This window comes from uncultured Aquimarina sp. (genome assembly GCF_947495315.1).
GTDB lineage: Bacteria > Bacteroidota > Bacteroidia > Flavobacteriales > Flavobacteriaceae > Aquimarina.
In genome coordinates, this window is record NZ_CANLYD010000016.1 from 27,084 (window position 1) to 52,534 (window position 25,451).

Below are 25,451 nucleotides of genomic sequence, written 5' to 3' on the forward strand. Positions count from 1 at the left end.
AAACACTTTTTTCAGTGAAAAAAACACCCTGTTTTCAGGGTGTTGAAAGGCGTAAAACCTATAAACTCCCTTAAAAATAATGTATATTCGAAAAGACAATATTAAGATAATGTTCTAAAATGTCACTTAATCAGCTCTTTAAGCGGTTTATCGATTTGTAATAAAATTTTAAGATGCTTTCAGTAAGATTAGATAATGAATTATAATATTTTTGCCCTATGCAATATGTAAAAGATTCTATATTCTATCAAGACGCCATTCATGAATTAAATTATTCGTTTGGTGACTTTTATCTGTTTGATAGATTTGTAATTGGGGAATTCAAAGAAGATACTGTAGTTACCTGGGATGATCATGCAAAACTATTGGTGGAGGATCTAACGAACCTATATGATCATGATGGATCTAATGTAGTCTACATTACTAACAGGGTGCATAGGTATGCTGTAAAACCAAGTGATTGGTTAAAGTTTTATAAGAGTGATTACAAGATGAAAGGCTATGCTATTGTTAGTTATACTCCTAAGGGTTTATTAAACTCATTAATAGAAAAATTATTCATCAAAAGTAAATTTAAAAGCTTCGAATCCTTAGAAGAGGCTATTCATTGGGCTAGAAGCCTAACAGAGGAGGCAGTTTCTAATTAAAACTGGAGATAGCATAATTATCTGATATTTTTATCTCGAATATCTAGACATCAATGAAAAAGCAAAGGACTCATTGAAATCGGTATTTTTCAAAAAAAAGAAAAATAATAGAAAATGATTTTGTAGATTTCAATAAAAGTAAACTTACGATAGGATAAACCTCATAATCAAGCATCGTTGAAAAAAACACTACAAATTATATTCCTAATTAGTCTATTTTCCTGCAGCTTCATTCCAGAAAACAAAGGAAATACCAAAATAGAAGATACTGTAAAGCAGACTCCAGCAAAAGTAGAAGATACAGTAGAAATGGTAGAAGAATCCTCCTCGAAAGAGGAGAAGGAAATAATAGAGGTAGAAAGAGAAGCATTTGTGCCTTCTCCATTTATAGCTAAAATTCTAAAGCAGTTAGACATCCAACCCGTAGAAGTATATGATGAATTTATTGTTCAGAAAGTATTGCCTTATGAGACTGCAAGTACCGTAGTAGTAATACCTACAATAGCTAGTTTAGAAGATGATGGATATTCTTTTTCGTTGAACAGTTATATTTTGGTTGTAGATTCAGAAACAGCTGCTATCAAACAGAAGTTTTATGAAAGTAATAGTTGGTATTCTGATGCAATTCGTATAGAAGAAGTATCAATTGATACGGCAAATTATAAAGTAACAGATAATAAAAGAGCTTTCGGGATAGAACTATATTATATTGGTGCTTCCAGACCGAATCCTTATAATTCTAGAACGTTGTCTCTTTTTATTCAGGAAGAAAGTAAATTGATTAAGGTATTGGATTCTTTTGAAACAAAGTCATATTGGGGAGAATGGGATATGAGATGTACTGGTGAGTTTATAGACGTAAATAAAATTTTCATAATGGATGCTAACCAATCGGAAGGATTTTATGATATCATGGTTCGTGTGGAAACAACTACTATGGAAACTTTCGAAAAAGGAGAAGACGATTGTGATGAAAAAGAAACAACAAAAAAATCGAAACAGCTTCTAAAATATGCAAATGGTAGCTATGAAATACACAAAAAAACATATACGTTAGAAACTGAATCTCCTTGTAAACTAACAGTTGTATTAGAAGACAACCGATATTATCTCAAAACTAATAAACGAGAACATTCAGGAACCTTTTTAGTTAAAGATGGTAGTATTACCTTTGAAGGATTACTAACCGATGAACCTAAAGTTGAAGTCCAAGGAGCTTATTACGAAAATGAAATTGTGATACAGAATTATGGAAATTCTATGAATCCATTCATTGTATTTGGAGAATGTGATGATCAGAAATATCTTCATTTGAGAAAAAAGGAATAATCTTTGTTTGCTCACTTGAATACGTATAATTTTATCAAATGAAAGATACTTTACTTGTTCTATTCCTATTTTTTGTTTGTAGTATTTATGCTCAACACAAAGATTACAGGACTACATTGCAGGAAATAGAAATGGTAAGGGAAAAGGCGAGAACCTCTTATAATATAGCAAATACTGCAGAAAAAGATTCCATTATTACTGCAACGAGAGTTTATATTTTTAAAACATTAGTGGATGATGTTTTTCCATTTTGGTACGGAACGCCATGGGATTTTAACGGGCATACCAAAATACCGGGAGAAGGCAAGATTGCATGTGGCTATTTTGTGACCACTACATTACAAGATATTGGATTTAACATTCCGAGATATAAGTGGGCGCAATCTGCTTCTGAAGTGTTTATTAAGAAATTGGCAAAGCAACAAGTCAAACGTTTCACTAATAAACCGTTAAGCACTATAGAGAATTTCTTATTAAATAGTGGAGATGGATTGTATCTAGTAGGACTGGATGATCATACAGGTTTTATTAGTGTAGATAACAAAAAAATACGATTTATTCACGCCAGTTATTATAAACCAGAAATAGGGGTAATGGCTGAAGTTTTGGATTCAGAAAACCCACTAAAGTATTCTAAATATAGAGTAATAGGCAAGCTACTGTCTAATGCCATGGTACATAATTGGATCAATTCGGTTCGGTATAATTGATGCTGAAATATAGACAAGACAATGAAATCTTCCTTTGATAAAGGTGGTTTACAGGGGTGACTACTATTTAAAATATTATTTACTTTGAGTCACAAGAATTAGATAAAAGTAAATCATGCCAATCATATCTATCAGTGAACATCTAGAGCATTATCATACCCTAAAAAGTAAATTTATTTCTCCTAGTAATAAGATGGAGGCTTTAATGGAAGTGTGTTTGTATAAAAAGGTTATTAGTACGGGTTTGGTAGAAAACGTACAAAAGAAACCAGTAGTTGCATTCTATACAACAACCAATCGAACAGAAGTCCCAAAACGAGATTGGACACAACAAATGAAACAGGCAGCCTTGCGATATGCTCAGGAATATCCAGTGATGGATTCAGGAAAAACATATTCTTTATTAGGTAAAATACTGTTTTCTACAGCTACTATTGGTGTAATTGGTGCTTTTGCATCGGTTTTTTACGTACTATATTTTAGCGCACCTCAATCCAAAATCAGTATAGAAGAGTTTGTGTCTTTACCAGAAAAAGGAGATCGATATTATGGATTTATCAATCAAACCATAGATGACAAGCAAACACCTTTTTTAGGGCACGGATGGATTCAGATTGTAGACGTGAATCCTATCGATAGTACTTGTGTTTATGTAACAAGCACGGGAGTCGGTGAACTTACCTTTGATACTCTAGAAGCGGAGCATACTAGCTTTTCGAATCAAGAAATTCAGGGGAAATTTAATGCCGATAAACGTGCACAGAAGATTAGTATCATTTCACAAGATAAACGCTGGCGATTTAATTCCCAGGTAATGAGCAATAAAACTAAAAATTATAAAATCACTGTAGAATAGACCAAACATGGAATTATTACAGAACACTCCACTAAGTCGTAAAAACCCACCGAAGAATGACACTTTTTTACTAGCGTATCAAAATTTAGAATCCAATACTAAGGTGGGCTTGTCAATACTGGGAACTGCCACGCTATTTTTTCTTTTAGTAATTGGTATGGGGGTTTATGAGGTTTTCGGAAATCCTTCAAACGGAAATGGAATGCCGGCGAGTAGTTTACTAGAACCTGATTTTTTAGCTATTATATTGGGAGTAGGTATATCCATGTTTTTTATACTATTTTTTCTGAATAAACAAAGAAAATTAGCAATCAGAGAGCAGCAGACATATTACAAAATAGGAAAAGTACAGCCGTTGGATATAGATCAGAAAAAAGCAATACGACTTAATCTGGTACATATGTTTTATTGTGGCGGTTGGTCAGACACCTTAGAAGTTTTTCCATGTAATATTCGTTTAGATGAGCAAAAATTTAACCCTAAGACATTTGATATACATTATGATAAATTATACCAGCAATATTTAAATGAAGACTGGGGTGTACTAAATAAAGAACAATATCAGGAAATGATAGCACGACTATTTGATGGGATGCATTCTAAATGGTTTGCCCAAGATATCCAGTCCGATTCGGCAGAGGATATGATCAATCAAATCTCTGGGCTTACTAAAGTAGATGAGCAGTATATACAAGAGTGTGGAACGATATCAAACGATAAACCTAAGAAATTGATATGGGGATTTGATTTGTTTAGAGTAATTCCGATGAGCAGATGGGCTTTTATGTCGGGATATATTACAGAAGAAGAAGCTTGGTCGAATATATTGAAAGCTTCAAAACTTGTTTATTTTCTATTTGATAATCACGAAGATTTTTATAACAACTATCGGGTTGGACATGCTTTTTGGAGTAATGATTTTGAAGCGTGTACTGATCGATTAGAGAAATGGAAATACTTTAAAGAGCATTGTGACTGGCTTGCTAGAGATCTGGAATGGACAAAACCTGCAGCAGTAGCACTACCAGAGAATATGAAGACTAATTTTGGCGAACATCTTTCTAGTATCCAACAACAAAAAGCAACCATAGGTTTTCGTAAAACAGAGGAAAGTGAGTAGTTGAAAGGGGAGACTTCGGGAACCTCAGTCTACTTTTAATTTCTTAGCTCTGATAAGATACCTGGACACTGAGGAGACTCGAAGCGTTTCAGTACACATTAAAATCAAATTAAAAGACAAAAATGTCAAATACAAAGAAAACAGCATTTCAAATATTAATAGTTATTACTTGTTTCGTAATATTATTTACTAGTTTCATCCTTTTGAAATCCAGATATGATGAAAAGAAAACAGCTAAAACAGCTAAATTCGAAGCTAAAAAAGATGTCATTAGAGATCTGGATTATCAATATGCTATACTAAAATATTCGGCAAGAGATTGGAGTACGTTATACGCTAAAATCACCACTTTCCCTAACAGAGATACGATAGAGCATCCAAAGTATATAGTAGCAGAACTACCTTGGAAACACGACGAGATAGTAAGATTTTGGGATCGATATGAAGAAGATGTGTATATCCAGCATTATGCAACAGATAAAGCGTATCTATCAGAAATATATAAGGTAGGAGATACGTTGAGTCAAATTTCTAAAGCATATACAACACAAAATAGAATATCGGACTATTTAGAATCGCTGAATATGGCCTATGCGGATATTCTAAATCACTTACCTATGACTGATAGTGTTTCCAGGTATTCATCAAGAAATGATCCAAGATTTTCAACCTATTTCTACTATCTGGATAAAATTGACCGTGCTTATTACGAGTTATTATTCGAGCATTATCCAACAGCATTACATAATTTAATCTATGGCACGGAAGAATTCGAAAAAGAAGCGGTTCGTAATTTGATATTTAGGCAAACACAAGAATTAAATAATTCTTGGGGTCATATAAATACCCCAGAAACAAAAAAGTTCAAAAAACATATGAAAGCGTATCTAGATGTCGAAAAGGATTCTCTGAATAGCTATGTTGTTAAGAAAAATGGAGATAAATTGTTGTTATTGGTAAAAACAGCTCAATTCACAGAAAAAGATGATGTCTCATTAAAAAAAGCATATCTCGATGCGTTAACAGAAGGTTTTCATTTGATTAAAGATAAGAACATCAAAGAAGTATACGTATATCTTGAATTTTTTAACATTGAAACGTTTTATACTGATATTTGGATAAAAACACCTGATAAGGCTTATTATATAGTCGAAGACACTGATGATATTCCTAAAATCTTATCAGATTTTTATGAAGTGGATAACTATAAATATTATATCAAAGGATCTTTTTCTTTAATATATACCTGGTATCCGAATCATAAAAGGTTCAATGAATAGTAAACAGAACATTGGGCTAATTTTTACTCTAAAGAATTCCACGATGCTCTGCCTCGGGGTTTCCTATTTCTCCCTCTCCTTTCGGGGGAGAGGGTTGGGGTGAGGGGGAAATATAAAATTTCGTTTTTTGATCCCAAGATCAAAATGAAACCAGCGAAATACCCCTATGGCTCTGCCTCGGGGATAGTTGGTTTTAAGAAATTTTTTATTGAAGAAATTTAACTCTCATAACGTATCTGAACTAGGATAATTCGAAGGATGGTGAATGGGGCTTCGAGTGCCTCAGCCCCAGATATAAATCTGAAGGGTGAGGCTCTCTAACCCTGAACCCTTTGACAGGCTCAGAACAGGTTAAGTTCAGGGGTAATTCCAGTCGAACTGGATTTGCTAAGTGTCCTCCATAGGCGGACAGGTACCGAAGTACAATTTATATTAGTTATCTATTCCTATATTTTCCAGAACAATCACATCAACTTCGCCCGATACAGAAAGATCATTTTGTGAGTCATTATTTATCCCTTCTACTTCAAAAGAGAAAGAAAAGGTTAAGGTATTGGTGTCGTCGTTAAAGTTAAAATCTGTAATGCCGAAATTTAAAACCTCCACATCATCATTACTAAAATTCTCGTCCAATTGTAAGACTCCCAGATCTTCAAAAATGATATTATGTTCTATAAATTTCATATTAAAATCAAAGGTTTCATTTTCAGTTCCAGGGTTGATGGCTATAAGATTAATTTCTACAGTAGATTCTTGATTTCGATCATCAGGAATATTAATAAATCGCAATAGATTAAAAGAAATACTGGAAGTATCTGTATCAACTATTACTGAATTACCATTTTCGAGCGCCTGTGAATCGATTGCTGTGAATTCAAAGACCGTTGTATCTGTAAAAGCAGATGCATTATCAATCCTTGTTCCATCCAGTGTAATGGTAATTCCTCCGAATTGTCGTAATTCGTCAAAACCAACTCCATCGATTCCGTCCACGCCATCAATTCCGTCGATTCCATCGATTCCGGCTATACCATCTTCTCCTTCGCAATTGGTTAAGAATACCCCAAGGCAAACCACTAAAATGGTTTTGTATATCGTTGTAAAATCTAAATATTTCATTTTTTATAATTTTATAGCTTTAATATCATTTATTAGTGAAACTCTATTTTGAAAAGTAGCGAAGCAACACATTCAAAATAGGTAGTTGAACTAATCCCGCTTTTTAGCGGGATCTTAGGTCTAATACCTAAAATCTTGCTTCGAAACTTTAAAGATTATTTTCGTTTGAATGCCTCGTGGGCTTACCCCGAGGATATTTATTCTAACCCTGGTATCTCTTTTAGGACAATTACATCTACCTCTCCCGATACAGAAATATCATTACCAGTAGTATTTAATTCGGCAGGTATATCCGCGGTAAATGAAAATGTAAGTGTATTGGTTTCGTTATTAAAATTGAAATTGGTTACGTTCGCATTACTAATTGAACTACTGGTAACATCAAAAAATGTCAAATCTTCTGAGATCACTGCATAGCGAAAAATTTGTAGATCAAAGTCAACTATTTGGTTAGCTTCTCCAGGATTCGTTACTAATAACTGGAAAATAGTACTGGCTGATTGAAACTCATCATCAGGAGCGCTTAAAAATCTTCTCACATTAAATTGCAACCCAGATTCATTAGGGGTTACTGTATTTCCTTCGGTTAAGAAAACTGGAGATAATGCGCCAAACCTAAAGATTTCCGAATCAGTAAAAGACTGATTATCTGGTCGTGTACCTTCTAATGTTAATGTGATACTCCCAAATCTGGTAATTTCGTCAAAACCTAAGCCATCTGTTCCGTCGATTCCATCAATTCCGTTAACCCCATCGTTTCCGGCTGAACCATCTTCTACTTCACAACTAGATAGTAGGAGTCCAAAACAGCAAACCAAAAGGATTTTGTATGCATGTATATAATTATAACTTTTCATGTGTATTTCTTTTACTCGATAATCGAGATTTAAATGCTCCGAGGCTTGCCTCGAAATCTAAAATTATTTTCAATCTAATGTCTCATGGGCTTGCCCTGAGGTAGTTTACTTATTTTTTCAATTAGTTAGGTACTATATCCTCTATATCTTCAAAAACGATCACATCGATTTCTACAGAAACAGATAGATCATTTCCTGTGCTATTACTCGCTGCATCTACATCAAAAGAGAATGAGATGGTAAAGGCGTTGGTTTCATTATTAAAATTAAAATTGGTAATACTTACATTAGAAACACCTGCATCATCAGTTTCAAAACTATCGCTAAATTCGAAGAAGGATAAATCATCTCCGATAATGGCATAATCTATTATATCTGTAAAGATTAATATATCCTGATTTTGTTCTCCAGGATTTGTGACCTCAACAAATACCTCAAGATCAGATCCTTGAAATTCGTTATCAGGAGTGCTCAAAAATCGTACTACATCAAATTCCAACAGTGAATTATCAGTATCTATAAAGACTGTGTTTAGAAAATCAACGTCTTCTAAACCAATAAACTTAAAAATATCGGTTTTTGTAAAGGCTACTCCATCGGGTCTTGTGCCTTCCAGGCTGAGCGTAATAGCTCCAAATTTGCTAAGTTCATCAAAGCCAACGCCGTTTTCTCCATCTGTTCCGTCCGTTCCATTGACTCCATCGATCCCATCGAGACCGTTTTCCCCATCTTCACAATTAGAGAAGAAGATCCCTAAGGTGCATAACAGCATAATTTTTAAAAAGTGTTTTTTCATTTTTTTGTTTTAAAAGATTTGTATGAGTTAGTTATGTAAATAACTTGCTATTAGATCTTTCTATGAAATAAAAATCTGTGAAACGGAAAAAATGGATTTAAAAAGGAAAAAATAGAAGTGAATGGAATGCTTATTTTTCTGATACCTACAGTTTGCATATGTTATTCCATAGGCTATAAAAGTAATCCTGAGGTGTCATACTGAGGCTCCTCCATAGGCGGACAGGTGCCGAAGTACAGTCCTCGTTGTAAGGTATCCGAACCCTGAGCGTAGCCGAAGGGTGATTCCAGTGGAACCGAACTTCGAGTGCCTCAGCCCTCGAATGGTAGTATGGTATCCGAAGAGTGAGGCTCTCGAACTCTGAGCCCTTCGACAGGCTCAGGACAGGCTAAGTAGAAGGGTAGCACCCAAACACCCTCAATAGTTGAACCCAACTATTGAGGGTGTTTTTTTGCTGGTAGCGGTATCAATTAGAGCTATGATGAAATTTCAAGCACCTCAATCTCCGAGGAATGGGCTTCTAAATTTTATTTTTCTTTCAGATTCACACGTTGAGAAACCGCATCCAGCCAGATATAACTAAGATCTGCGCCGGCACTACCGTGACAACTCATACAACTGCGGTTGCTCTGTTGTGTGGCTTTTCCATCTATATTGCAATACGCAGACATATAGGATTCTATTACACTATTCCGTAAAAAACGAGGAACCATCGTAAAACACTCATTACCCATGCCATTATCTTTACAATTCAGAGCGCTCACTTCGCCGTTTTGTTTTCTACCATTAAGTGGCCATTGTGTATTGACCAGAATATAGTTAGCAAAAGGCGAATCGATTTTTTGCAATGCTTCCTGAAAAGCGGTATTCGTCTGTTGTGCTATTGGATCAATAGGCACCAGACGCGTAAGTTGATTAGGCTGATTGGCCAGTTCCTTTACAAAACGATTTAGATCCACATTAGGACATCCGGCAACTACAGGATCTTTGTATAAAAATGGGAGTTGATAACAATTATCGGGTTCTTTAAGATCGGGATTATAAAAAGTACCTTCGGGGTTTTCTTGTCCCGCATCCGGAACATTATCCTTATGTTCAAAGGTGATCCATATCCACTGAGGTGCATAATATGTTTTTCGGGCAATATGTAACCCTACCAATGCCATAGGTGCAACACGACAGGATGTTGAGTCTGCTTCATATATCAATGCATTACGCACCAGAAATTTCTTTTTAGCAGCTTCCAGATCTTTTGCATCTCTTTGATTACAGTTATCTGTTAAGCATAGTTCTTTCCAGGCCGACTTAATTTCCATTGCTCCCTGATCATACTTGGTATCGTCTCGTGTATCCGGAAAATTAACTTTATTGGCTTCGCCTTTAGGCCCACTAGGCGTAAGATGCTTTGTTGCCGCGCGATCGTTACTGATTAGATATTCGAATTCTGTTCGGTTAAATAATACCTCATAGCGTACTTTACTACTATCCTGATCTACCAGATAACCAAAAGTCCCGGCAAAAGCTTGCCCTGTTTCATTGACTACATCCCTAGTCTTGGATTCCATCGTAATAACAAAATCATGGGGTGCATTCTCACAACCCTTTCCTTTTGGTACTCTCGGAAACTGATTCCATGGTTGGTCTTTGGGGTTCCATTGTGCATCATTAGGTTGAAATACCTCGTAGGTAGGTTTATAGGTCTCCCATACCGTAGCATGAGTGCCATTATCCGTAAAAGGTGCCTTCGCCTCGGGTTCTCCTCGTTGTGGTTTTTGAGTCTTAGGATTTACACCTTTATTAGGCCAGTTTAAGGCAATAAAAGATTTCCAGGCATACGTATCAAACATACGTTGAGTAGCATCTGCCCCCAAATATTTAAAAACTTTGGTTGGATCCGCAGGAACATCTTTGGGTAGATCAGGGCTGATAGTTACATCTTTGATATAGTTTTCTACGAGCTCAGAAAATTGTTCAGGATCCTCTGGTGCTTCCGCTGCAATTGCAGCTGCATCTTTATTGGGTGGCTTGCTAAAACGATCACAATAGGGAGTAGTACTAGCTACTACAAATGGATTCACCATATTATCCAATGTTCGTACATAGTCGGTGTTAAAAGCAGGAGCGTGGCAATTGATACAAAAGGTATTTACATGGCTTTGTACCGTCTGCGATTGTTCACTAATCGCATTGTCATCCATATCTTCCTGAAAGAAGAAACCATAGAACCAACCACCACCAAGACAATCACTCCCATTATAGGGTTTTACTGTTTTGGTAGCACAGTAATTCAATGCTGGATTCGGTTTATACAATATCGTAATAGCACCTAGTGTACTGCGATCCGGACTAATATTCGGTAGTGTATCAAATTTAGAACGATAATTTTCTTTTACAATAAAAGAACCCGAAGGAAAACTTAGCGGTTGCGTAGTAGTCGTGTCCAGGACTTTATTTATATACTGATACGCTTTGTCATTTACATAGGTTCTTATCCAACGACCGTGAACAGGCAATCCTAATCTTTTAAGCGTATCCGAAGATACATCGGTACCCGGAAATAAATACCAGGAGGGATTATTGGCATAATTCTCTGTCTTCAGAAATTTCATGATAGTATCAATTTCAGGGTAGATATCTGTATGATCAATAGCGGTATAGGGATTTTTTGTGTTACAGGAAACACAAAAAGCGAATGTCATGATGATCAGAAACATCATGGTAGTGGTTTTGGTGGTTTTCATAGAGGAAGATATTGGTTTGTATATTTAGTATCAATAGTTGTCAACGTACTATGTTACCTATAAAAATTCCTTTCGTATGCCGTCCTTTGTTTGCTTCTTATAGATATTCTATATGGGGAAAATTCGCTTACTAAATATACATGTTTTTTTAATGCAAAAGAAATGAATTAGGTTTCGGCTCCGTGGATGCTGAGCTTCCTCCATAGGCGGACAGGTGCCGAAGTACAGCCCTCGGATGAGAACCCTTCAGGACCCTGAGCGTAGCCGAAGGGTAATTCTAGATGAACCGGGCTTCGAGTGCCTCAGCCCTCGTAATGTACCCGAAGAGTGAGGCTCTCGAACTCTAAGGGTGATAATAATTGGGATTCGGCTCCGCTCAGCCCTCGGATGAGAACCCTTCAGGACCCTGAGCGTAGCCGAAGGGTAATTCTAGATGAACCGGGCTTCGAGAGCCTCAGCCCTCGCGTACCCGAAGAGTGAGGCTCTCGAACTCTAAGGGTGATGAACCGGACTTCGGCTCCGCTCAGCCCTCGGATGAGAACCCTTCAGGACCCTGAGCGTAGCCGAAGGGTCGAAGGGTGATTCCAGATAAATCGGAGTTTGACCAAACACTTCGGTATATCACACACCCACAAACTCACCTCTCCCTAACTCACCTCTCCTAAACTCACCTCTCCTAAACTCATCTCTCCCAAACTCACCTCTCCCAAACTCATCTCTCCCAAACTCATCTCTCCCAAACTCATCTCTCCCAAACTCATCTCTCCCAAACTCACCTCTCCCAAACTCACCTCTCCCAAACTCACCTCTCCCAAACTCACCTCTCCCAAACTCCCACCTGCCACAACGCCAGTAATCCCGTAACCCCTGTCATAACTAGTGTCAGTAGCCATGTAATGAGTAACTGTAAAGATGAAAATCAAAAGCGTATTCATTTTTAAAGAAAGCGTTAATATGTGCTCATTTTGAAATGTTTGTAGGGAGAAGTCACCTTGTCAGTAGATGTTTTTGCATTACGAATTTTATAATTATTATTTGATTTAATTAACTATTAGTTAGTTATAAGCTAAAATTAACAGAATATTATTAGTAAAAATAGCTAAATACAAAATTATCGGTATTGTTGTTGACCTATCATAAGCTCAAATGAATGTTTAATTAAAACAAATGAAGTATGAGTAATGTATTAAACAACCGATTATCGGTTACCGTAGATCCGACAGTGATCACAGAAGTAAAAAACAGAATTGAGGAAATCAATACACTGTTACCATTTTTAACGGGATTGACTAAAGATGAACGTAGGACACTCCCTAAAATTAATCGTAGTAACAAAATCTTTGTAGAAGATGCATTGGATAGTATGCGACAAAACGGAGATATTCTACCTAGTTTTATCAATGTAGAAGAAGTAGACAAGGATTATGCCTTGTATAATGAGCTAAAGGTATTGTCACTAGAACTGGCAGAATTATCAGAGAAGGTAAACGATACGCGTATCCTTGCTGGATCCGAAGCGTATAGTACCTCTTTACTTGCGTATAAGATGTTTGGTGTAGCTGCCAATAGTGGAGTAGCAGGAGCAGAGGCACTGCATACGAGATTAAGAGAACGATTCGCAAACTCTGGTAGTACTACAGATGATACCGTAACAGATGAAACAGATCAGGGTACGGATGGTAGTGAGACATCGGACTTCGACTCCGCTCAGTCCTCGTTGTAATGTATCCGAACCCTGAGCGGAGCCGAAGGGTGATGAACCGGATTTCGACTACGCTCAATCCTCGGATTAAGCATACTGAACCCTGAGCGGAGCCGAAGGGTAAACACCAGTGCGCTTTGGTTTATCAGCTATGCGCTGAACGCGCAGTTTCAAAAGTATCCAGCGCATTAAGTATTGAAATCAGCGCACTGCTTAGTATACTCAGCGCACAATAGTTTGTATACAGCGCATGATTACAAGAACTCAGCGCTAAGAGTGTAGTTGTCCGCGCAGGGTAAAAAAGAAACCCGCATATCATTTTGGTATGCGGGTTTTTGGTTTTATGGTTAGAAATTAATTCTTATATTCGGGGAAATAATAACTTTTTTTAATAGCTCAGTCAGGTTGGGTCATTTAAAGTTATAACAAACCTACAAAAGAACAATATGTCCGATATTTTAAAAAATGCAACGAATCAGTTATTATTAAATCTAAAACCTATTAATGTTAAAACTTTTACCATAAAAATAGAAGATATTAAGAAAGCAATGATAACAGAAAATACTTGGTTGGCTGAAGGAAGGAAGAAGGATGGGAGAGTTATGAAAGAACTTTTTATAGCGTTGGATAAAATTACAAAAGACTGTTTGTATTGGTACGAAGCAGAAAATGAAGAAACCGCTAAGCAAATGGTAAAAGATTTGAATGAGTTTAAAGAAAGTAATAAAAAATATAGAAAAAGAAATAAAGAAAAATATAGAAGTGTTCCTGCTTATGGGAAATATCCTGATACCAATACCAAGGTACTATATGTGGGGACTGTTAAAGAGAGGGTTCGTAAAAAAGATGGTTTAACAACCATAGCTTCCAGAACTTTCCAGCATTTAGGCTTTTACGAAAAAGGAAGTACGGGAGCATTGCACCTTTGGTACTGGGCAAAGCACTCTGTGAAACTAAATGTTATTGAGTTAACCGAGCAAAATGAAGAATATAGAAATGTCTTCGAAAAATTACTAGCGATAGAATTAAAACCTTTGATTGGAGTACATAGATAGTGTCAAATGTTTTAGGAGTTTTTTGAACTGTCATTATCATTTATAATACTTTCGATACTTAGCCAAATATCCATATATTGATCTTCTATAGTTGTAGTTATGAAACCAATATCCTTATTTAAAAGCTGTTCACCAAGTTTATCATATAGTCTTTTTATAATTGCTTTTTCTAATTTAAAAACTCGTTGTTGATTCTTTTTATAGTTTTCGTATTCTTTCCTCTTATTGGTTTCTTTTTCTCTTTTAAAGATCTTCCAAGAGAGACTTCCATTCCATTTTTTAAAACCTTCTATGGGGAAATGATGCATAACTATTGTTGAAGAATCGGGTAACTTGTCTAGGGCATTCTTTAATTGATTTTGTGTTGATTTTTTGCTTAATTCTAAGTGACCAGACAAACGGTGAAAAGCAGATCGTGCTGATGGATAAACAATATCTCCTGTCATACCAACATAAAAGAAGTTCTCTTTAGTTTCTGTATAAATTACTAATAAGTAAATAGAAAAGGATGGGGTTAAAAGTTTACTAGGTATTGTTATTTCAGTATAGTTTTTCCAGTTACTCATGCCTATTGATTTAATTTTTCTTCTTCTCATAGCTGCAAAGCAATCTACCATATTGTTTTTCGGCTTTTTCTTTGCAAATAGTTCTAATAGTATCTTTGCAATGTTTTAACCCTCCACATTCTTTGGTATAATGATAGGTTTTACTAGCAGTACTATTACAGATATAGACTTCTTTTTTACAAGTTGTTTTTTTCTTTTCTTGGTCTAAAGATGTTCTCAACGGTTTCTGAGACCAAATACCTAAATTATTTTTCTTAGCTATGCTTTCTAAAGTATCATAATTAGCATCTGTAGAATATTTTTTAAAATGAATGGCATACCCATTTGTGACTAACTCTTTATTTAGGATTTTATCATTGTATTTTATTTCTGCAATAAGCCTCCGGTATCTGTCAAACCTTCCTTTTGATATAACTTTAACTTCTTTACCAAAACAAAAATCTGAAGTAAATTGTTTAGCCTTTTGCCAATACGCTTGTTTTTTCTCAGGACAATCAATATGCTCTAATCGTATAATTATAGGTTTATTTTCATACAATACTTCGATAGTATCACCATCCTTAATTCCTATAACTTTTGCCTCAAATTCTTTAGGGAGTTTTTCGGTTATAGGGATAACTAGGAAAGCTATGATTGATATAAAATAGTGTAAGTAATAATAGCTCATGAATTCTTGGTTTTCGGTGTCTTAAGATAATAATTTTATGAATCAATTACATATACTTCGATCTACATATGTTTTGTTGCCGTTAGAATTGATGTAATAACATCCACCTCTGGATCCTTGTATATATCTTCTAGTGGTTCTGGGCTTGTTTCGCTTCTTTTTAGTTGTACTATTATTTAGAGAATTATAATTAACCGATTTGGTCAAGTATTGGGTGTCGGATTTAGAATTGCTTTTATTCCCTAACTTTTGATCAATAGCATCAATTCGTTTTTGAATTTCCTCTACCTTTTTTAATAGTTCATCCCGTTGCTTTACCAATTCTTCTTTTATATAAAGCGTGGTTTCTATGCTTTGGGAGTTACATTGGTAGGAGGCAATGATTAATAGAAATAGTAGAGTAGTTTTTTTCATAATGAAGGGGTTTACTATTCAGTTATAGAGTTTATATCTTCGTAAGCATCAATAATACTTAGTAATTGTTCTTCAAAATCATAGATATTGTTAATTGATTCGATATGTTCCCTATGTACATTCTTGTTCTGATCAAATAAGCTTATATATTTTTTGTTTCCGTCAAGATGAAGTCTGCAAATCGGTTTTCTATTATTATCGTCTAGTAATATTCCAAAATAAGATTGCGTATCTCTATGAACAATTCTTTCTACCGCTATTTTTCTACGCAGAATTGCCACAACTATTCTAAAACCTTCTAATTCCTCTTCTGTCGTTATAATTTTACTAATCTCTTCTTCTTGTTCTAAGACCTCCTCATGCTGTTTTTCAGCCTCTTTATTTAAGGCTGAGTTTAGTCGATCATTTACTTTTTCACTAATGGTTTGGTTAAAGGCTTTATGCACTAACTCTGAAAATTCTTCCATCACTCGTTCTGTAAGCCTTCCTGAATATACCTGATTAGCAAAGAGCCTAACAAAATCATAGGAAGCTTCCTGTAATTCTGAATTGATTAGCTTCTTAATTTCCTTGGTATATTTTAGTGAACTAGCGTTATCTACGATTTTATCAACATCAAAATTTGATTTATGGAACTTGGCAATCTCAGGAATAGTGTTTTCTTTTAAACTTGTGACATCAAATTCCAGAAAAGGTTTTTCATCCATAATATTAGCTTCCTCTAAATCCGTATAGAATCGATATTCTATACCATTGGTAAGTAATGCAAAACGGGTATGAGTTACATGAAAATACCTAGCTAACTGAGAATTATGGATATTGAGATCCTCTTTCCAGTTTTTACATTCTATGATAAGTACAGGTTTTTCATTCTGAAAGATCGCATAATCTACTTTCTCCCCTTTTTTTAATCCCAGATCTGCGGTAAATTCTGGCACCACTTCGGTAGGATCAAAGCTGTCATATCCCAGTAGATTAATAAAAGGTAATACAAAGGCATGTTTGGTTGATTCTTCTGTTTCTATTTTATTCTTAAGCTGCTCAATCTTATCGGCAAGGGCTTTAATAGGGTTATGAATATCCATAATTAGCTTAATTTAGTTTTAGCTAACTTTAATAATTCTAGAAGGTCTGTTAGTCCTTTTTCCTCTATCCGTACAATAGAATCACTTCCATATTTTTCAATTTGATAGTATACAATCCATTTATTCTTTCTTTTAGAGTAATAACAACCAGCTTCAAAACCTCCACGGCTTTTAAATGTTATTTCAGTATAATTATCTGGAATAGTATTTAAAACACTTTTTTGAATTATTTCTAATGATTTAATTAAACCATCAACCTCATCAATATCTAGTGATGCAATCTTCGTATCGCTCGAATAGCTGCTAACAACTGGTTTCGTAAACCTTAAAGCTTTGGCAGATTCACCAGAAATCATATCTGTGAATTTTGCTATTTTTAGTTTTGTGGATTTAATTGAACCAATTTCTATAAATTGTTTTTCAATTAATGTACCCGACTTTGATGAAAAAATTTCCGCATTACTTTTTTCAGAATCTTTTTTTTGATCTTGTGATAGGATTATATTGGATAATAATATAAATATATATATAGTAAAATTTTTCATTTTATTTTAGTTTTTAATTGCGGCAATCATTGCTATTTGTCTTTCTTGTTCAGACTCTTTTTCTTTAGCTTCTATTTCCTCGATCTTTTTAAAAATTGGAAAATTGTAGTTATCAATTTTGTCACTCATAGTAAATAGATCAATTAGGGACCAGATTCCCAGCCCGCCAAAGGTGAACCAAAATAGAAACTGTAATCCCCATTTGCCTAAATAAGCGTAGTGTGTTCCAAATAAGAAAAAGTAAAATAGATAGGCTGTACCTGTAGATTTTATTTGTGATTGTAAATAATGTTTATTCATGATGATAAGTTTTTTTAAGATGTATGACACTCGTTAGAACAATAGTAGCAACCATTTACTTGATCATAATACTCTTTAGCTTTTCTAACCGCTGGTTTACATCCAGTATAATCACCTAAATAAGTTCTGTTTTCTGCTTTAGGTAACCAGGAACATCCTTCTTTATGGACTTCGTGATCACCATTGGATTGTGCATTTTTGTTTACATAGTACTTAGCCATTATTTTATATTTTTTAGATTAATACTCCTCAAACTTACCAGTACTCTAAACCAATTCCTTGTGGTTTTCCACAGAGGATCATCTATTTTAAATCAAAAGACCTGTTAGATTTTTAATCTAACAGGTCAGTGAAAAGCCCGTTACCCCATAACAAGCTTTATTTTGGATTCCAATAATTATAAAGTAAGATCTTCTATTTCTGCAATAGGAGCGTTTTTTACAACTGAGTCTATTCCCTTTTCACAATTTTGTTTAGAAGTATACCCTTCACTAGTTGCTATAATTTCTCCATTACCAGCATGGAGGTTAAATTGAAATTCACCATTTTTTCTTTTAGTAATCTTGAATTTTGGATTTGCCATAATAATTAGGTTTATATATTAATAGATAACAAACCTAATTTCATTAGAGAAGAATTCTTTGTGGATTATCACAATGAAGAGAACTTTTATCAAATTAATCCCATACCATCTACCAGATGAATTAACTGAACGGTGGTCTTGGCATCAAAATCTTGTCGTAGTTTACGAATGCGATCTTCAATAGAGCGTTTACTATTAGGCTCAATACCTTTTTCTGAAAATTGAGTGCTTATTTCATCTTGCTTATATCCGTTAGCTAATAGTTGAAGTAATTGTATTTCATAAGAATCCAGTTGCGTAACATTTTTTTGATGTAAGGCTTTTTTAGATACAGGACAACTAAAAGAGTTTCCCTGATATACTTCAGTAATCGCTTTTTTTAATTCTGATAGTCCATACATTCCTTTGCATACATAACCATTTATATGATGGTTTTCAAAAAGGGATTTGATAATTGCTGGCTTGTCTTCACCACTAAAAACAATAATCTTTATATTCGGTTGGATATTTTTTACTGCTGCAATAAGTTGTTTTCCAGTTGTTATTTTGTGAGATATCCGAGTATCCAAGTTAAATGACAAGTCACTAATTAATAACTCATAAGGTTGCTCATGTTTTATAGCTTCCTTTATTCTTGATAGTGTTTTGTCACAAGATTGTGTGGTCTCAACCGTTGTTTGGGTAGATGTACTTATAGATGATACAATCCCAAGATTTTCACTATCAATATCCTCAGCAATAATAATTTTCTTAAACATAGTCTTTGGTATTATGGGGCGAACGCAATACTAGCTTTAAAACCTTCTTGTGGTTTGGTGTCAAATGTAATAGTTCCTTTAATTTCCTCGATGCGGTTTTCCACATTACGCAGACCGTTTTTTCTTTTTTGAGGATCATTCATATTCATACCGATACCATTATCAGTATACTTCACAACAATATTCTTTTTCTCTTTTGCAATACTTACAGAAACTATGGTAGCTTCACTATGTTTTTTCATATTGGTTAAAAGTTCTTTTAGTGCCCAATACAATGCTACTTTTTTATGTTCGCTGATAGTGATCCAAAAATCATCATCAAGCTTTTTTGTGAATATTTTTATTTCCTGATTTCCATAGGAGTTTAGTAGGGATAGTAATTCATCACCATATTCTACACCTGTCTCTATTGTATGATCTCTGGAGAAATCTCTTACTTTATGGTATACAGCATCCAACCCATCAATTATATTGACACCGTTTGAACTTTTTATGGAGTCATTTTCATTTTGTAATTGCGACATTAAATAAAAAACATCATTACCTACTTCATCGTGTAGTTTTTTAGAGAGTCTTTTTTCTGTGGAGTGCCGTTCTAATATTTTTTCTTTTCGGTGTCTTGTTCTAAGGTAGAAGAAGAGATAAATAGAAGACAGAATTGTAAATATACCAATGCCAGCATAGATAATGCTTTTTGTTTTTTGTTTTTGGATAGTTAGTTCTTTTTCTTTGTTTATTATTTCAAGTATTTGGGCTTTTTCCTTATCCTTTCTGGAATTATAGCGAATAGCTGCATATTTATTACCAGCAATTTCTCGGGCTTTAGATAGACTATCTTTTAGCCCTATGTACAATTCAGAATATTTAATATATTTTTTTGGGGTTAAATTTCTTAAATAGGTCAGTGCCTCTAATCTATCTTCAATATTATTTTGTTTAATAGTTAAGTCATACAAATTATTGGCGTAACCGATTGCTTTCTGTTTGTCTTTTTCGACGTAATATTTCATCAAATGAGAATTACTAGCAATCAATCCTGTAAAGTCATTTAGAGATTTACGAATGTTATATGCTCGTAGTAACTTCTTTTCTGCCTCTAGAGATTTATTAAATAACCACTCCGTATAAGCAAGATTATCTAAAATACGTGCATATTCTTTTTTGCTACCTGCTATTGATACGATATTCAATAAGGCAGAATAATGGCTAATCACTTCTTCATAGTTCTTACTTTTTCTTAAAGTCAATAGCTTACTATTTTGTAGTACGACCTTGTTTTTGTTTGATTTATTGAGTAGTAGTGCTTTATTTATATATTCTAATGCTTTGTCATAATTATACTGTTTTCTTGAAGCGTAAGAAAGATTATGAAATACTTTTACTATTGTACTAGTATCTTTTTTAGGTTCTAAATATTGCAATGCTTCTATTAATGTTGTTTCTCCTAAATAATGATCATTATCATCTAATAATATCCTTCCCATAGTATTTAATTTTTTACCTACTTGAATACTATCATTTAATACCATAAAAATCTCTTTGGATTCGTTTAGATAATAATAAGCACTATCGTTAAGATTATTTGAACGATAATACTCTGCTATTTTGAAATTAGCACGTCCTATTTTGAAAGAATCTTTTAGTTTACTCGCTAAAGACAACATTTTTTTTGCATAAATAATTACGCTATCAGGTTCTTTGTTTTTTTTATGTAAAAGAGCTTTAAGCGATAAAGAAATTAAGGCTACAGAATCCTTATTTTGGTATTTTGCCAGTAAATATGCCTTGTTTATATTATTGATACGTTTATTAAGAGTGCAGTCCCTAATTTTACTGAGACGATAGTAATACATTGGATGATCTTCTGAAAATTCTATTGTAGAACCTTTATATTTGGTTTGATTACATCCATAAAAAACTAGAAAAAGTATATAAAAGTATATAAAAGATTTCAATTGTTAAAGCATATGATTTAGGGGAAAATTACGAAAAAAATAAAGGCCATACTATATTAGCACGGCCTTTCATTAATTTAATCAGATTGTTTAATCTTCATCTTCCTCACTACTTTCTTCTTCAAGAGTTCCTTCTTCCCCCTCAGTAGCTAGTTCTTCAATAGCAATTTCTTCTGCTAAATCAGAGGTTGTACATGAAAATATTGATAAACTAAACATGGCTATTGCTAGCACGATATATGATTTTCTCATCGTATTACGTATTAAAAATTAGTAATAGCGTGAGCCGTCTGGGGTTTGAGCCCAGAGGATTAATTGCCAATACAGCAGCACGCAAAATGAGAAAAGGCCTTTTCTACTTTTTGGGAAGAATGTGTGGAAAGTCAAAGACAGAAAAAGTAGGTTGTTCTTCCCGGATCAATCTTCTGATCCTGTCTTGTATTTCCGATTTTGAATTAGTTTGTATACATTTGTCTTGATATTTAATCAAGACTTGAACTAAGTCTGAGACAAAGATATAGCGACGTTACCCCACTACAGGTAAGGGATTCCAAAGATTCCAAAGAATCTTTTTATTCCAATTATTCCATAAACACTAAATTTTAAAAATTATGAATGATATTACCTATGAAATGTATATCAATGCAATTCGAGATAAGTATGTTTTACAAAGTGGAGGAGATCTAAGTACTTTATTAGCCAAACCCACTAGGGCCAATCTTCAGAAAGCCTGTATGGAAGCTTTTGATAGACGAAAGCAACAAAATGATAAAAGAATTCTAAAACAATTTTTTGATATTCAAGATGAAGATGGTTTCAAAATCAAAAGAGATTTTGAGAAAGATAAATTCGTGCCAATTATTAATTTTTTGAAAGGAAAAACTGATTCAATTCACTCTTCTACATCTTTAGAGTTGGTTGCAGTATTAATTGACTTTGAACCAAGACCATTTTTGGAATATAAAAAGAATGGTAAAATTATAGATTACCCTCCTTTAGAAGAACCAGGAGGAGATTCTCCTCCAAAACCAGAAATTCCTTGGAGGAAAATTGTAATTATTATGAGTTTTATTTCTTTGATTTCAGCAATTGTTTACTTAGGATATAACTGGCAACAAAAGGAATGCATGATTTGGACAGAAGATCATTATGAAAAAGCCGAATGCAATTCCAATAAAATAAGTATTAATTATAATCAAGATTGGGTTGATAATTTTAAGAAAGCACAAAATGATACTATCCAGAATTTCTTTGAAGAAGGAGGAAAGCCTTTATATTGGTATTATAGAAAAAACAATAAGATTGAACTTTTTACAAAGTCAGGTAAGCATCCAATAGAAAATGTAAAGCTTAAACCTATCACAGAGACAATAATCCGCAATTATATACTTAAAGAATAACCTCATTTAATACTATAAATCATTTAGATGTATAATTGTATATATAACAACTAAACCTAAAATTCCTATTTGTTCCTTAATTAGGAAGAAGAGTACCTTGTTTGAGTAGAAAAATAAAATTTTTAAGATATTCTCATATTCTTTGTCTGTTTGCATATTTTTCATAGTTTTAACATGAAATATCCCCATTGATGGGTATGTTTTATACCCCTTTTATCCCATATCTTGCTGATCTAATTACACAATCTTTTGATTATCATTAAATAAAGAAAAAAGTATCATTTGTTTATTTAATAAGAACCTATAAAATTCACTCTATGAAACACAAATATTATCTTATAGTTTTTCTTTTATTAACCAGTTCATATATAGGCTTTAGTCAGGATATAATAAGACCTAATCAAACGACAGAAGTTGTTTTCGATTATAAGACAGGAAAAATTTCGGGAGTATTACCTTTCGACAAACAAATAGCATTAATTATTAAAAACCATCAAGAAAATGGAATTCATTTAGCTCAGATTTATGAAGTGAAATATAAAAATAAAAAACGTCAAATAAGATATAGAGAAAATATTAAGGATACTATTTCAATAAAATTTTTGTCCGAAATTGATTCAATATTAAGATATAGAAAAACTTCAAAAAAGGCAGGGTTAATAACCATAAAATCAGAAGATTCTAAAGAAAAATTTAAATTGGTTTTAGAAGATACAGCGACCACTCCAAAAATCCATCAAGTTATAAAATTTAAACCTTACCAGAATTCTAAAACAGCAAGTATTGGTTATATCAATCCTCTAAAACCAGAAAGATTATATGAAATTTTGGTTGTTAGGGATAATCCAACTAAAAACCTTTCTTCACTTTTTGAGTATTTTCATTTACTCCGAAAAAAGTCACCAGATTCGGTGTTAGAAAAGTTTTATAAACATAAAATTCTAACTCTTGAAAACGAAAAGGCAAAAAGAGAATTTGAGATCAGTTCTTTTCCTATAACACATAAAGGATTTAAAGAAAAAATTGCCAATGAAGCATTTAATTATCTTACATCATTAGATAGTATTCCCGAAATGATTCATTCCTATAAAGGTAAAATTCCACTTGCAAAAAGAATAAGACAAGTAGGGAAACTTATCGAAGCAAAAAAACTCAATATAGGAGCCTATACTGATTTAATGTATATGTTTCTCGTAAAAGATAAGGTTTCTATAGATGAATATATAATGGGACAAAAGTTTAAAGACACTTCCAAGTTTGATATTTTAAAAACGAAAATACAACTTAATAAAAATTTAAAAATTTTAGATACTATTAGAAAGGATTTAAAAACTTTAAGAATTACTTTGTCGGATAAGGATGTTAACAATTTAGAGTTAAAGTTTATGAATTCTTTTTACAATCTTGTAAAGACTAACCATGATTCTATTAGTAAATATTTTGAAACATCTAAATCCATTGTAAATAATCAATTTCCACGATTAGATCTTATTAGTGCACAGACTCAGACAAGTGACCTCAAAACATCCAATTCAAAATCTTTGATTCCTGACTTTGGGATTGTAAATGCCTTTGGTCATAACTCTGATGGTGATATCAAATATATTGCACGTCCTTATTTTGGACTTAATTGGCATATAGGAGGCATTAATAGAGAGCAGCAATTAAACGAGATAATTAATAAAGGTTTTAGACATCAGTTTTCAATATCTCTTGGTGTAACCATTGGTAACATTGATACTGAAGATTATGAAGATTTATATAATGGTATTAGTCCAACATTAGGTATCAATTATAGAGTTACTAGACAGATAAGGCTTGGTATTGGAACCTTATTTTTAAGAGAGAAGGATCCAAATCCAGTTTTGGATAGTGATAAAATAATCATCGCACCATATGCAAGTCTTTCGTTCGATTTTGATATTATTAGTAGAGCAGGTAAATTATTAGGTAAAATAGGTTTTTAAGATGAAAAAGATTTTAACATTAGTAATTGTAACAATATTTTTTGGTTGCACAACCGAAGTGGATTTTGGAGATTTAGCTTTCATCACAAAAAGTAGAGACTTTGTAATAGCCGATGGAACAGATACAGTAACATTTGTGGTTACTTTTAATAACGAAGCTAACATTGATCAGATTAGTGCAAAAGCCACTGTAATGAATGGAAGTTTTACAGATAACGATGATGATGAGTTAACAATTGAACCCGTTAGAGATATTACCGGAAAGATTGAGTCTATTGTGGAAGTAAGAGGAACAACGTCTGCTGCTAACACTATTGTAAGGTTCAATATCAATGAGTATACAACAAAATTTGAGCTTAGTCCACAGCTTTCTATACCAAGTAATATTAGCCTTAATGCTTCGGCCTTTTCTGTCCTGAATAACTTTGATGGAGAGATAACACTAACTGGTAGTCTTTCAAATGAAATAGGAAGAAAAGTGTCTTCCGGAAATAAGGTCAAGTTTGAAGATTTTTTCGCTGATGGTTCACCTGTCAATGGGCAGTATAGAGCACAATCTTTAAGTAGTGGAGCAGATAGTAAAGTTTCTACAGTTTATAGCCCAGGTGAGATTGATGAAAATCAAACGATAACACTTAGAGTTACTGTTTTAGACGATAATGGGGAGGAAACAAATATTTCAGATAGTATAGAAATTTTTATTACCACAGAAAACTAAAATTATAATACATAAGAAAGATGGAAAATACAGAACAAATTACAAAAGCAATTAACGACTTTTTAGAATCAATCAATAAAACTGAGTTAGTCGCTAAAGAAATTATTTTTGAAACAGAAAAACAAGAAGAGAAAAGTAGTATGGGGCTAAGAGCTTGTAAATGGGTATGGGATGCTGATTTAAAAAAATTGGTTTGGCGGTGTTAATTAATTAAATAGGTATTTGAGATATTATTATATATTGTATCAGGATACCTTTATTTCTTAAATTCTTTTTTTTAT

At 33.6% G+C, this 25,451-nt stretch carries 27 protein-coding genes and 1 pseudogene; 13 read left to right on the forward strand and 15 right to left on the reverse strand.

Annotation, left to right across the window (positions count from 1 at the left end; genetic code table 11):
- Positions 1-218 precede the first annotated feature (218 nt).
- The 6 genes from Q0910_RS22525 to Q0910_RS22550 all read left to right on the forward strand — a co-directional run bounded on the left by Q0910_RS22525 (position 219) and on the right by Q0910_RS22550 (position 5,942).
- Positions 219-647 carry a hypothetical protein gene (locus tag Q0910_RS22525; RefSeq protein WP_299221814.1) on the forward strand — a complete coding sequence of 143 codons (429 nt, stop codon included), beginning with the start codon at positions 219-221 and terminating at the stop codon, positions 645-647.
- 177 nt (positions 648-824) lie between these two features.
- Entirely contained in the window at positions 825-1,976 is a 1,152-nt protein-coding gene (locus Q0910_RS22530) for a hypothetical protein (protein WP_299221817.1), read from the forward strand.
- Positions 1,977-2,014: 38 nt separating this feature from the next.
- A complete protein-coding gene (locus tag Q0910_RS22535; protein WP_299221819.1) occupies positions 2,015-2,686 on the forward strand; it encodes a hypothetical protein in 672 nt (223 codons plus the stop codon).
- Between the two features lie 115 nt (positions 2,687-2,801).
- On the forward strand, positions 2,802-3,542 hold the full coding sequence (locus Q0910_RS22540; RefSeq protein ID WP_299221822.1) for a hypothetical protein: 741 nt from the start codon (positions 2,802-2,804) through the stop codon (positions 3,540-3,542).
- A 7-nt stretch (positions 3,543-3,549) separates the two neighbouring features.
- Complete coding sequence (locus tag Q0910_RS22545) at positions 3,550-4,662, forward strand: DUF1266 domain-containing protein (RefSeq protein ID WP_299221823.1); 1,113 nt, start codon at positions 3,550-3,552, stop codon at positions 4,660-4,662.
- A 122-nt stretch (positions 4,663-4,784) separates the two neighbouring features.
- The gene (locus tag Q0910_RS22550) at positions 4,785-5,942 is read left to right on the forward strand and encodes a hypothetical protein (RefSeq protein WP_299221825.1); all 1,158 of its coding nucleotides are present in this window, start codon (positions 4,785-4,787) and stop codon (positions 5,940-5,942) included.
- 432 nt (positions 5,943-6,374) lie between these two features.
- On the opposite strand, the gene Q0910_RS22555 is transcribed toward Q0910_RS22550, so the two are convergent.
- The 4 genes from Q0910_RS22555 to Q0910_RS22570 all read right to left on the reverse strand — a co-directional run bounded on the left by Q0910_RS22555 (position 6,375) and on the right by Q0910_RS22570 (position 11,455).
- A complete protein-coding gene (locus tag Q0910_RS22555) occupies positions 6,375-7,061 on the reverse strand; it encodes a hypothetical protein (protein ID WP_299221828.1) in 687 nt (228 codons plus the stop codon).
- A gap of 197 nt (positions 7,062-7,258) precedes the next feature.
- Positions 7,259-7,918: a hypothetical protein gene (locus Q0910_RS22560; RefSeq protein ID WP_299221832.1), complete on the reverse strand. Its 660-nt coding sequence runs from the start codon at positions 7,916-7,918 to the stop codon at positions 7,259-7,261.
- Positions 7,919-8,039: 121 nt separating this feature from the next.
- A complete protein-coding gene (locus Q0910_RS22565) occupies positions 8,040-8,714 on the reverse strand; it encodes a hypothetical protein (RefSeq protein ID WP_299221834.1) in 675 nt (224 codons plus the stop codon).
- A 527-nt stretch (positions 8,715-9,241) separates the two neighbouring features.
- On the reverse strand, positions 9,242-11,455 hold the full coding sequence (locus Q0910_RS22570; protein ID WP_299221837.1) for a cytochrome P460 family protein: 2,214 nt from the start codon (positions 11,453-11,455) through the stop codon (positions 9,242-9,244).
- 731 nt (positions 11,456-12,186) lie between these two features.
- Between Q0910_RS22570 and Q0910_RS28685 the strand changes: the two are divergent.
- From Q0910_RS28685 to Q0910_RS22585, 3 genes and pseudogenes are all read left to right on the forward strand, one after another.
- A pseudogene (locus Q0910_RS28685) lies at positions 12,187-12,396 on the forward strand (pentapeptide repeat-containing protein); the annotation flags it as partial.
- 233 nt (positions 12,397-12,629) lie between these two features.
- Positions 12,630-13,178 carry a hypothetical protein gene (locus Q0910_RS22580; protein ID WP_299221843.1) on the forward strand — a complete coding sequence of 183 codons (549 nt, stop codon included), beginning with the start codon at positions 12,630-12,632 and terminating at the stop codon, positions 13,176-13,178.
- Positions 13,179-13,603: 425 nt separating this feature from the next.
- The gene (locus Q0910_RS22585; protein ID WP_299221846.1) at positions 13,604-14,212 is read left to right on the forward strand and encodes a hypothetical protein; all 609 of its coding nucleotides are present in this window, start codon (positions 13,604-13,606) and stop codon (positions 14,210-14,212) included.
- 11 nt (positions 14,213-14,223) lie between these two features.
- Here the strand turns inward: Q0910_RS22585 and Q0910_RS22590 are convergent, their stop codons facing one another.
- The 11 genes from Q0910_RS22590 to Q0910_RS22640 all read right to left on the reverse strand — a co-directional run bounded on the left by Q0910_RS22590 (position 14,224) and on the right by Q0910_RS22640 (position 21,337).
- Complete coding sequence (locus Q0910_RS22590; RefSeq protein ID WP_299221849.1) at positions 14,224-14,778, reverse strand: hypothetical protein; 555 nt, start codon at positions 14,776-14,778, stop codon at positions 14,224-14,226.
- A 10-nt stretch (positions 14,779-14,788) separates the two neighbouring features.
- Positions 14,789-15,445, reverse strand: a complete 657-nt coding sequence (locus Q0910_RS22595) for a thermonuclease family protein (RefSeq protein ID WP_299221851.1) — start codon at positions 15,443-15,445, stop codon at positions 14,789-14,791.
- A 42-nt stretch (positions 15,446-15,487) separates the two neighbouring features.
- Complete coding sequence (locus Q0910_RS22600) at positions 15,488-15,859, reverse strand: hypothetical protein (protein ID WP_299221854.1); 372 nt, start codon at positions 15,857-15,859, stop codon at positions 15,488-15,490.
- A 14-nt stretch (positions 15,860-15,873) separates the two neighbouring features.
- Positions 15,874-16,944 carry a type I restriction endonuclease gene (locus tag Q0910_RS22605; RefSeq protein ID WP_299221857.1) on the reverse strand — a complete coding sequence of 357 codons (1,071 nt, stop codon included), beginning with the start codon at positions 16,942-16,944 and terminating at the stop codon, positions 15,874-15,876.
- A gap of 2 nt (positions 16,945-16,946) precedes the next feature.
- Positions 16,947-17,489, reverse strand: a complete 543-nt coding sequence (locus Q0910_RS22610) for a hypothetical protein (protein WP_299221860.1) — start codon at positions 17,487-17,489, stop codon at positions 16,947-16,949.
- A gap of 6 nt (positions 17,490-17,495) precedes the next feature.
- Positions 17,496-17,789 (reverse strand): TM2 domain-containing protein, encoded by a 294-nt coding sequence (locus Q0910_RS22615; protein ID WP_299221861.1) that lies wholly within the window; start codon positions 17,787-17,789, stop codon positions 17,496-17,498.
- Positions 17,790-17,803: 14 nt separating this feature from the next.
- Positions 17,804-18,010 (reverse strand): hypothetical protein, encoded by a 207-nt coding sequence (locus tag Q0910_RS22620; RefSeq protein WP_299221864.1) that lies wholly within the window; start codon positions 18,008-18,010, stop codon positions 17,804-17,806.
- 176 nt (positions 18,011-18,186) lie between these two features.
- Positions 18,187-18,372, reverse strand: coding sequence for a YegP family protein (locus Q0910_RS22625; RefSeq protein WP_299221867.1), 186 nt, complete (start codon positions 18,370-18,372; stop codon positions 18,187-18,189).
- A gap of 89 nt (positions 18,373-18,461) precedes the next feature.
- On the reverse strand, positions 18,462-19,130 hold the full coding sequence (locus Q0910_RS22630; RefSeq protein ID WP_299221870.1) for a DNA-binding response regulator: 669 nt from the start codon (positions 19,128-19,130) through the stop codon (positions 18,462-18,464).
- An 11-nt stretch (positions 19,131-19,141) separates the two neighbouring features.
- Complete coding sequence (locus tag Q0910_RS22635; protein WP_299221871.1) at positions 19,142-21,085, reverse strand: tetratricopeptide repeat-containing sensor histidine kinase; 1,944 nt, start codon at positions 21,083-21,085, stop codon at positions 19,142-19,144.
- Between the two features lie 90 nt (positions 21,086-21,175).
- On the reverse strand, positions 21,176-21,337 hold the full coding sequence (locus Q0910_RS22640; RefSeq protein WP_299221873.1) for a hypothetical protein: 162 nt from the start codon (positions 21,335-21,337) through the stop codon (positions 21,176-21,178).
- Between the two features lie 359 nt (positions 21,338-21,696).
- Between Q0910_RS22640 and Q0910_RS22645 the strand changes: the two genes are divergently transcribed.
- The 4 genes from Q0910_RS22645 (at position 21,697) to Q0910_RS22660 (ending at position 25,376) form a co-directional block, all read left to right on the forward strand.
- Positions 21,697-22,485: a hypothetical protein gene (locus tag Q0910_RS22645; RefSeq protein WP_299221876.1), complete on the forward strand. Its 789-nt coding sequence runs from the start codon at positions 21,697-21,699 to the stop codon at positions 22,483-22,485.
- Between the two features lie 317 nt (positions 22,486-22,802).
- Entirely contained in the window at positions 22,803-24,452 is a 1,650-nt protein-coding gene (locus tag Q0910_RS22650) for a hypothetical protein (RefSeq protein ID WP_299221879.1), read from the forward strand.
- Position 24,453: 1 nt separating this feature from the next.
- Entirely contained in the window at positions 24,454-25,170 is a 717-nt protein-coding gene (locus Q0910_RS22655; protein ID WP_299221881.1) for a hypothetical protein, read from the forward strand.
- Positions 25,171-25,190: 20 nt separating this feature from the next.
- Positions 25,191-25,376, forward strand: a complete 186-nt coding sequence (locus tag Q0910_RS22660) for a hypothetical protein (protein ID WP_299221883.1) — start codon at positions 25,191-25,193, stop codon at positions 25,374-25,376.
- Positions 25,377-25,451: the final 75 nt, after the last annotated feature.

What these genes read in the sequence shown, in the direction of transcription:
- Q0910_RS22525 (WP_299221814.1), top strand. Translation starts at nt 219, where the DNA reads ATGCAATATGTAAAAGATTCTATATTCTATCAAGACGCCATTCATGAA.
- Q0910_RS22535 (WP_299221819.1), top strand. Translation starts at nt 2,015, where the DNA reads ATGAAAGATACTTTACTTGTTCTATTCCTATTTTTTGTTTGTAGTATT.
- Q0910_RS22540 (WP_299221822.1), top strand. Translation starts at nt 2,802, where the DNA reads ATGCCAATCATATCTATCAGTGAACATCTAGAGCATTATCATACCCTA.
- Q0910_RS22545 (WP_299221823.1), top strand. Translation starts at nt 3,550, where the DNA reads ATGGAATTATTACAGAACACTCCACTAAGTCGTAAAAACCCACCGAAG.
- Q0910_RS22550 (WP_299221825.1), top strand. Translation starts at nt 4,785, where the DNA reads ATGTCAAATACAAAGAAAACAGCATTTCAAATATTAATAGTTATTACT.
- Q0910_RS22555 (WP_299221828.1), bottom strand. Translation starts at nt 7,061, where the DNA reads ATGAAATATTTAGATTTTACAACGATATACAAAACCATTTTAGTGGTT.
- Q0910_RS22560 (WP_299221832.1), bottom strand. Translation starts at nt 7,918, where the DNA reads ATGAAAAGTTATAATTATATACATGCATACAAAATCCTTTTGGTTTGC.
- Q0910_RS22565 (WP_299221834.1), bottom strand. Translation starts at nt 8,714, where the DNA reads ATGAAAAAACACTTTTTAAAAATTATGCTGTTATGCACCTTAGGGATC.
- Q0910_RS22570 (WP_299221837.1), bottom strand. Translation starts at nt 11,455, where the DNA reads ATGAAAACCACCAAAACCACTACCATGATGTTTCTGATCATCATGACA.
- Q0910_RS22580 (WP_299221843.1), top strand. Translation starts at nt 12,630, where the DNA reads ATGAGTAATGTATTAAACAACCGATTATCGGTTACCGTAGATCCGACA.
- Q0910_RS22585 (WP_299221846.1), top strand. Translation starts at nt 13,604, where the DNA reads ATGTCCGATATTTTAAAAAATGCAACGAATCAGTTATTATTAAATCTA.
- Q0910_RS22590 (WP_299221849.1), bottom strand. Translation starts at nt 14,778, where the DNA reads ATGAGTAACTGGAAAAACTATACTGAAATAACAATACCTAGTAAACTT.
- Q0910_RS22595 (WP_299221851.1), bottom strand. Translation starts at nt 15,445, where the DNA reads ATGAGCTATTATTACTTACACTATTTTATATCAATCATAGCTTTCCTA.
- Q0910_RS22600 (WP_299221854.1), bottom strand. Translation starts at nt 15,859, where the DNA reads ATGAAAAAAACTACTCTACTATTTCTATTAATCATTGCCTCCTACCAA.
- Q0910_RS22605 (WP_299221857.1), bottom strand. Translation starts at nt 16,944, where the DNA reads ATGGATATTCATAACCCTATTAAAGCCCTTGCCGATAAGATTGAGCAG.
- Q0910_RS22610 (WP_299221860.1), bottom strand. Translation starts at nt 17,489, where the DNA reads ATGAAAAATTTTACTATATATATATTTATATTATTATCCAATATAATC.
- Q0910_RS22615 (WP_299221861.1), bottom strand. Translation starts at nt 17,789, where the DNA reads ATGAATAAACATTATTTACAATCACAAATAAAATCTACAGGTACAGCC.
- Q0910_RS22620 (WP_299221864.1), bottom strand. Translation starts at nt 18,010, where the DNA reads ATGGCTAAGTACTATGTAAACAAAAATGCACAATCCAATGGTGATCAC.
- Q0910_RS22625 (WP_299221867.1), bottom strand. Translation starts at nt 18,372, where the DNA reads ATGGCAAATCCAAAATTCAAGATTACTAAAAGAAAAAATGGTGAATTT.
- Q0910_RS22630 (WP_299221870.1), bottom strand. Translation starts at nt 19,130, where the DNA reads ATGTTTAAGAAAATTATTATTGCTGAGGATATTGATAGTGAAAATCTT.
- Q0910_RS22640 (WP_299221873.1), bottom strand. Translation starts at nt 21,337, where the DNA reads ATGAGAAAATCATATATCGTGCTAGCAATAGCCATGTTTAGTTTATCA.
- Q0910_RS22645 (WP_299221876.1), top strand. Translation starts at nt 21,697, where the DNA reads ATGAATGATATTACCTATGAAATGTATATCAATGCAATTCGAGATAAG.
- Q0910_RS22650 (WP_299221879.1), top strand. Translation starts at nt 22,803, where the DNA reads ATGAAACACAAATATTATCTTATAGTTTTTCTTTTATTAACCAGTTCA.
- Q0910_RS22655 (WP_299221881.1), top strand. Translation starts at nt 24,454, where the DNA reads ATGAAAAAGATTTTAACATTAGTAATTGTAACAATATTTTTTGGTTGC.
- Q0910_RS22660 (WP_299221883.1), top strand. Translation starts at nt 25,191, where the DNA reads ATGGAAAATACAGAACAAATTACAAAAGCAATTAACGACTTTTTAGAA.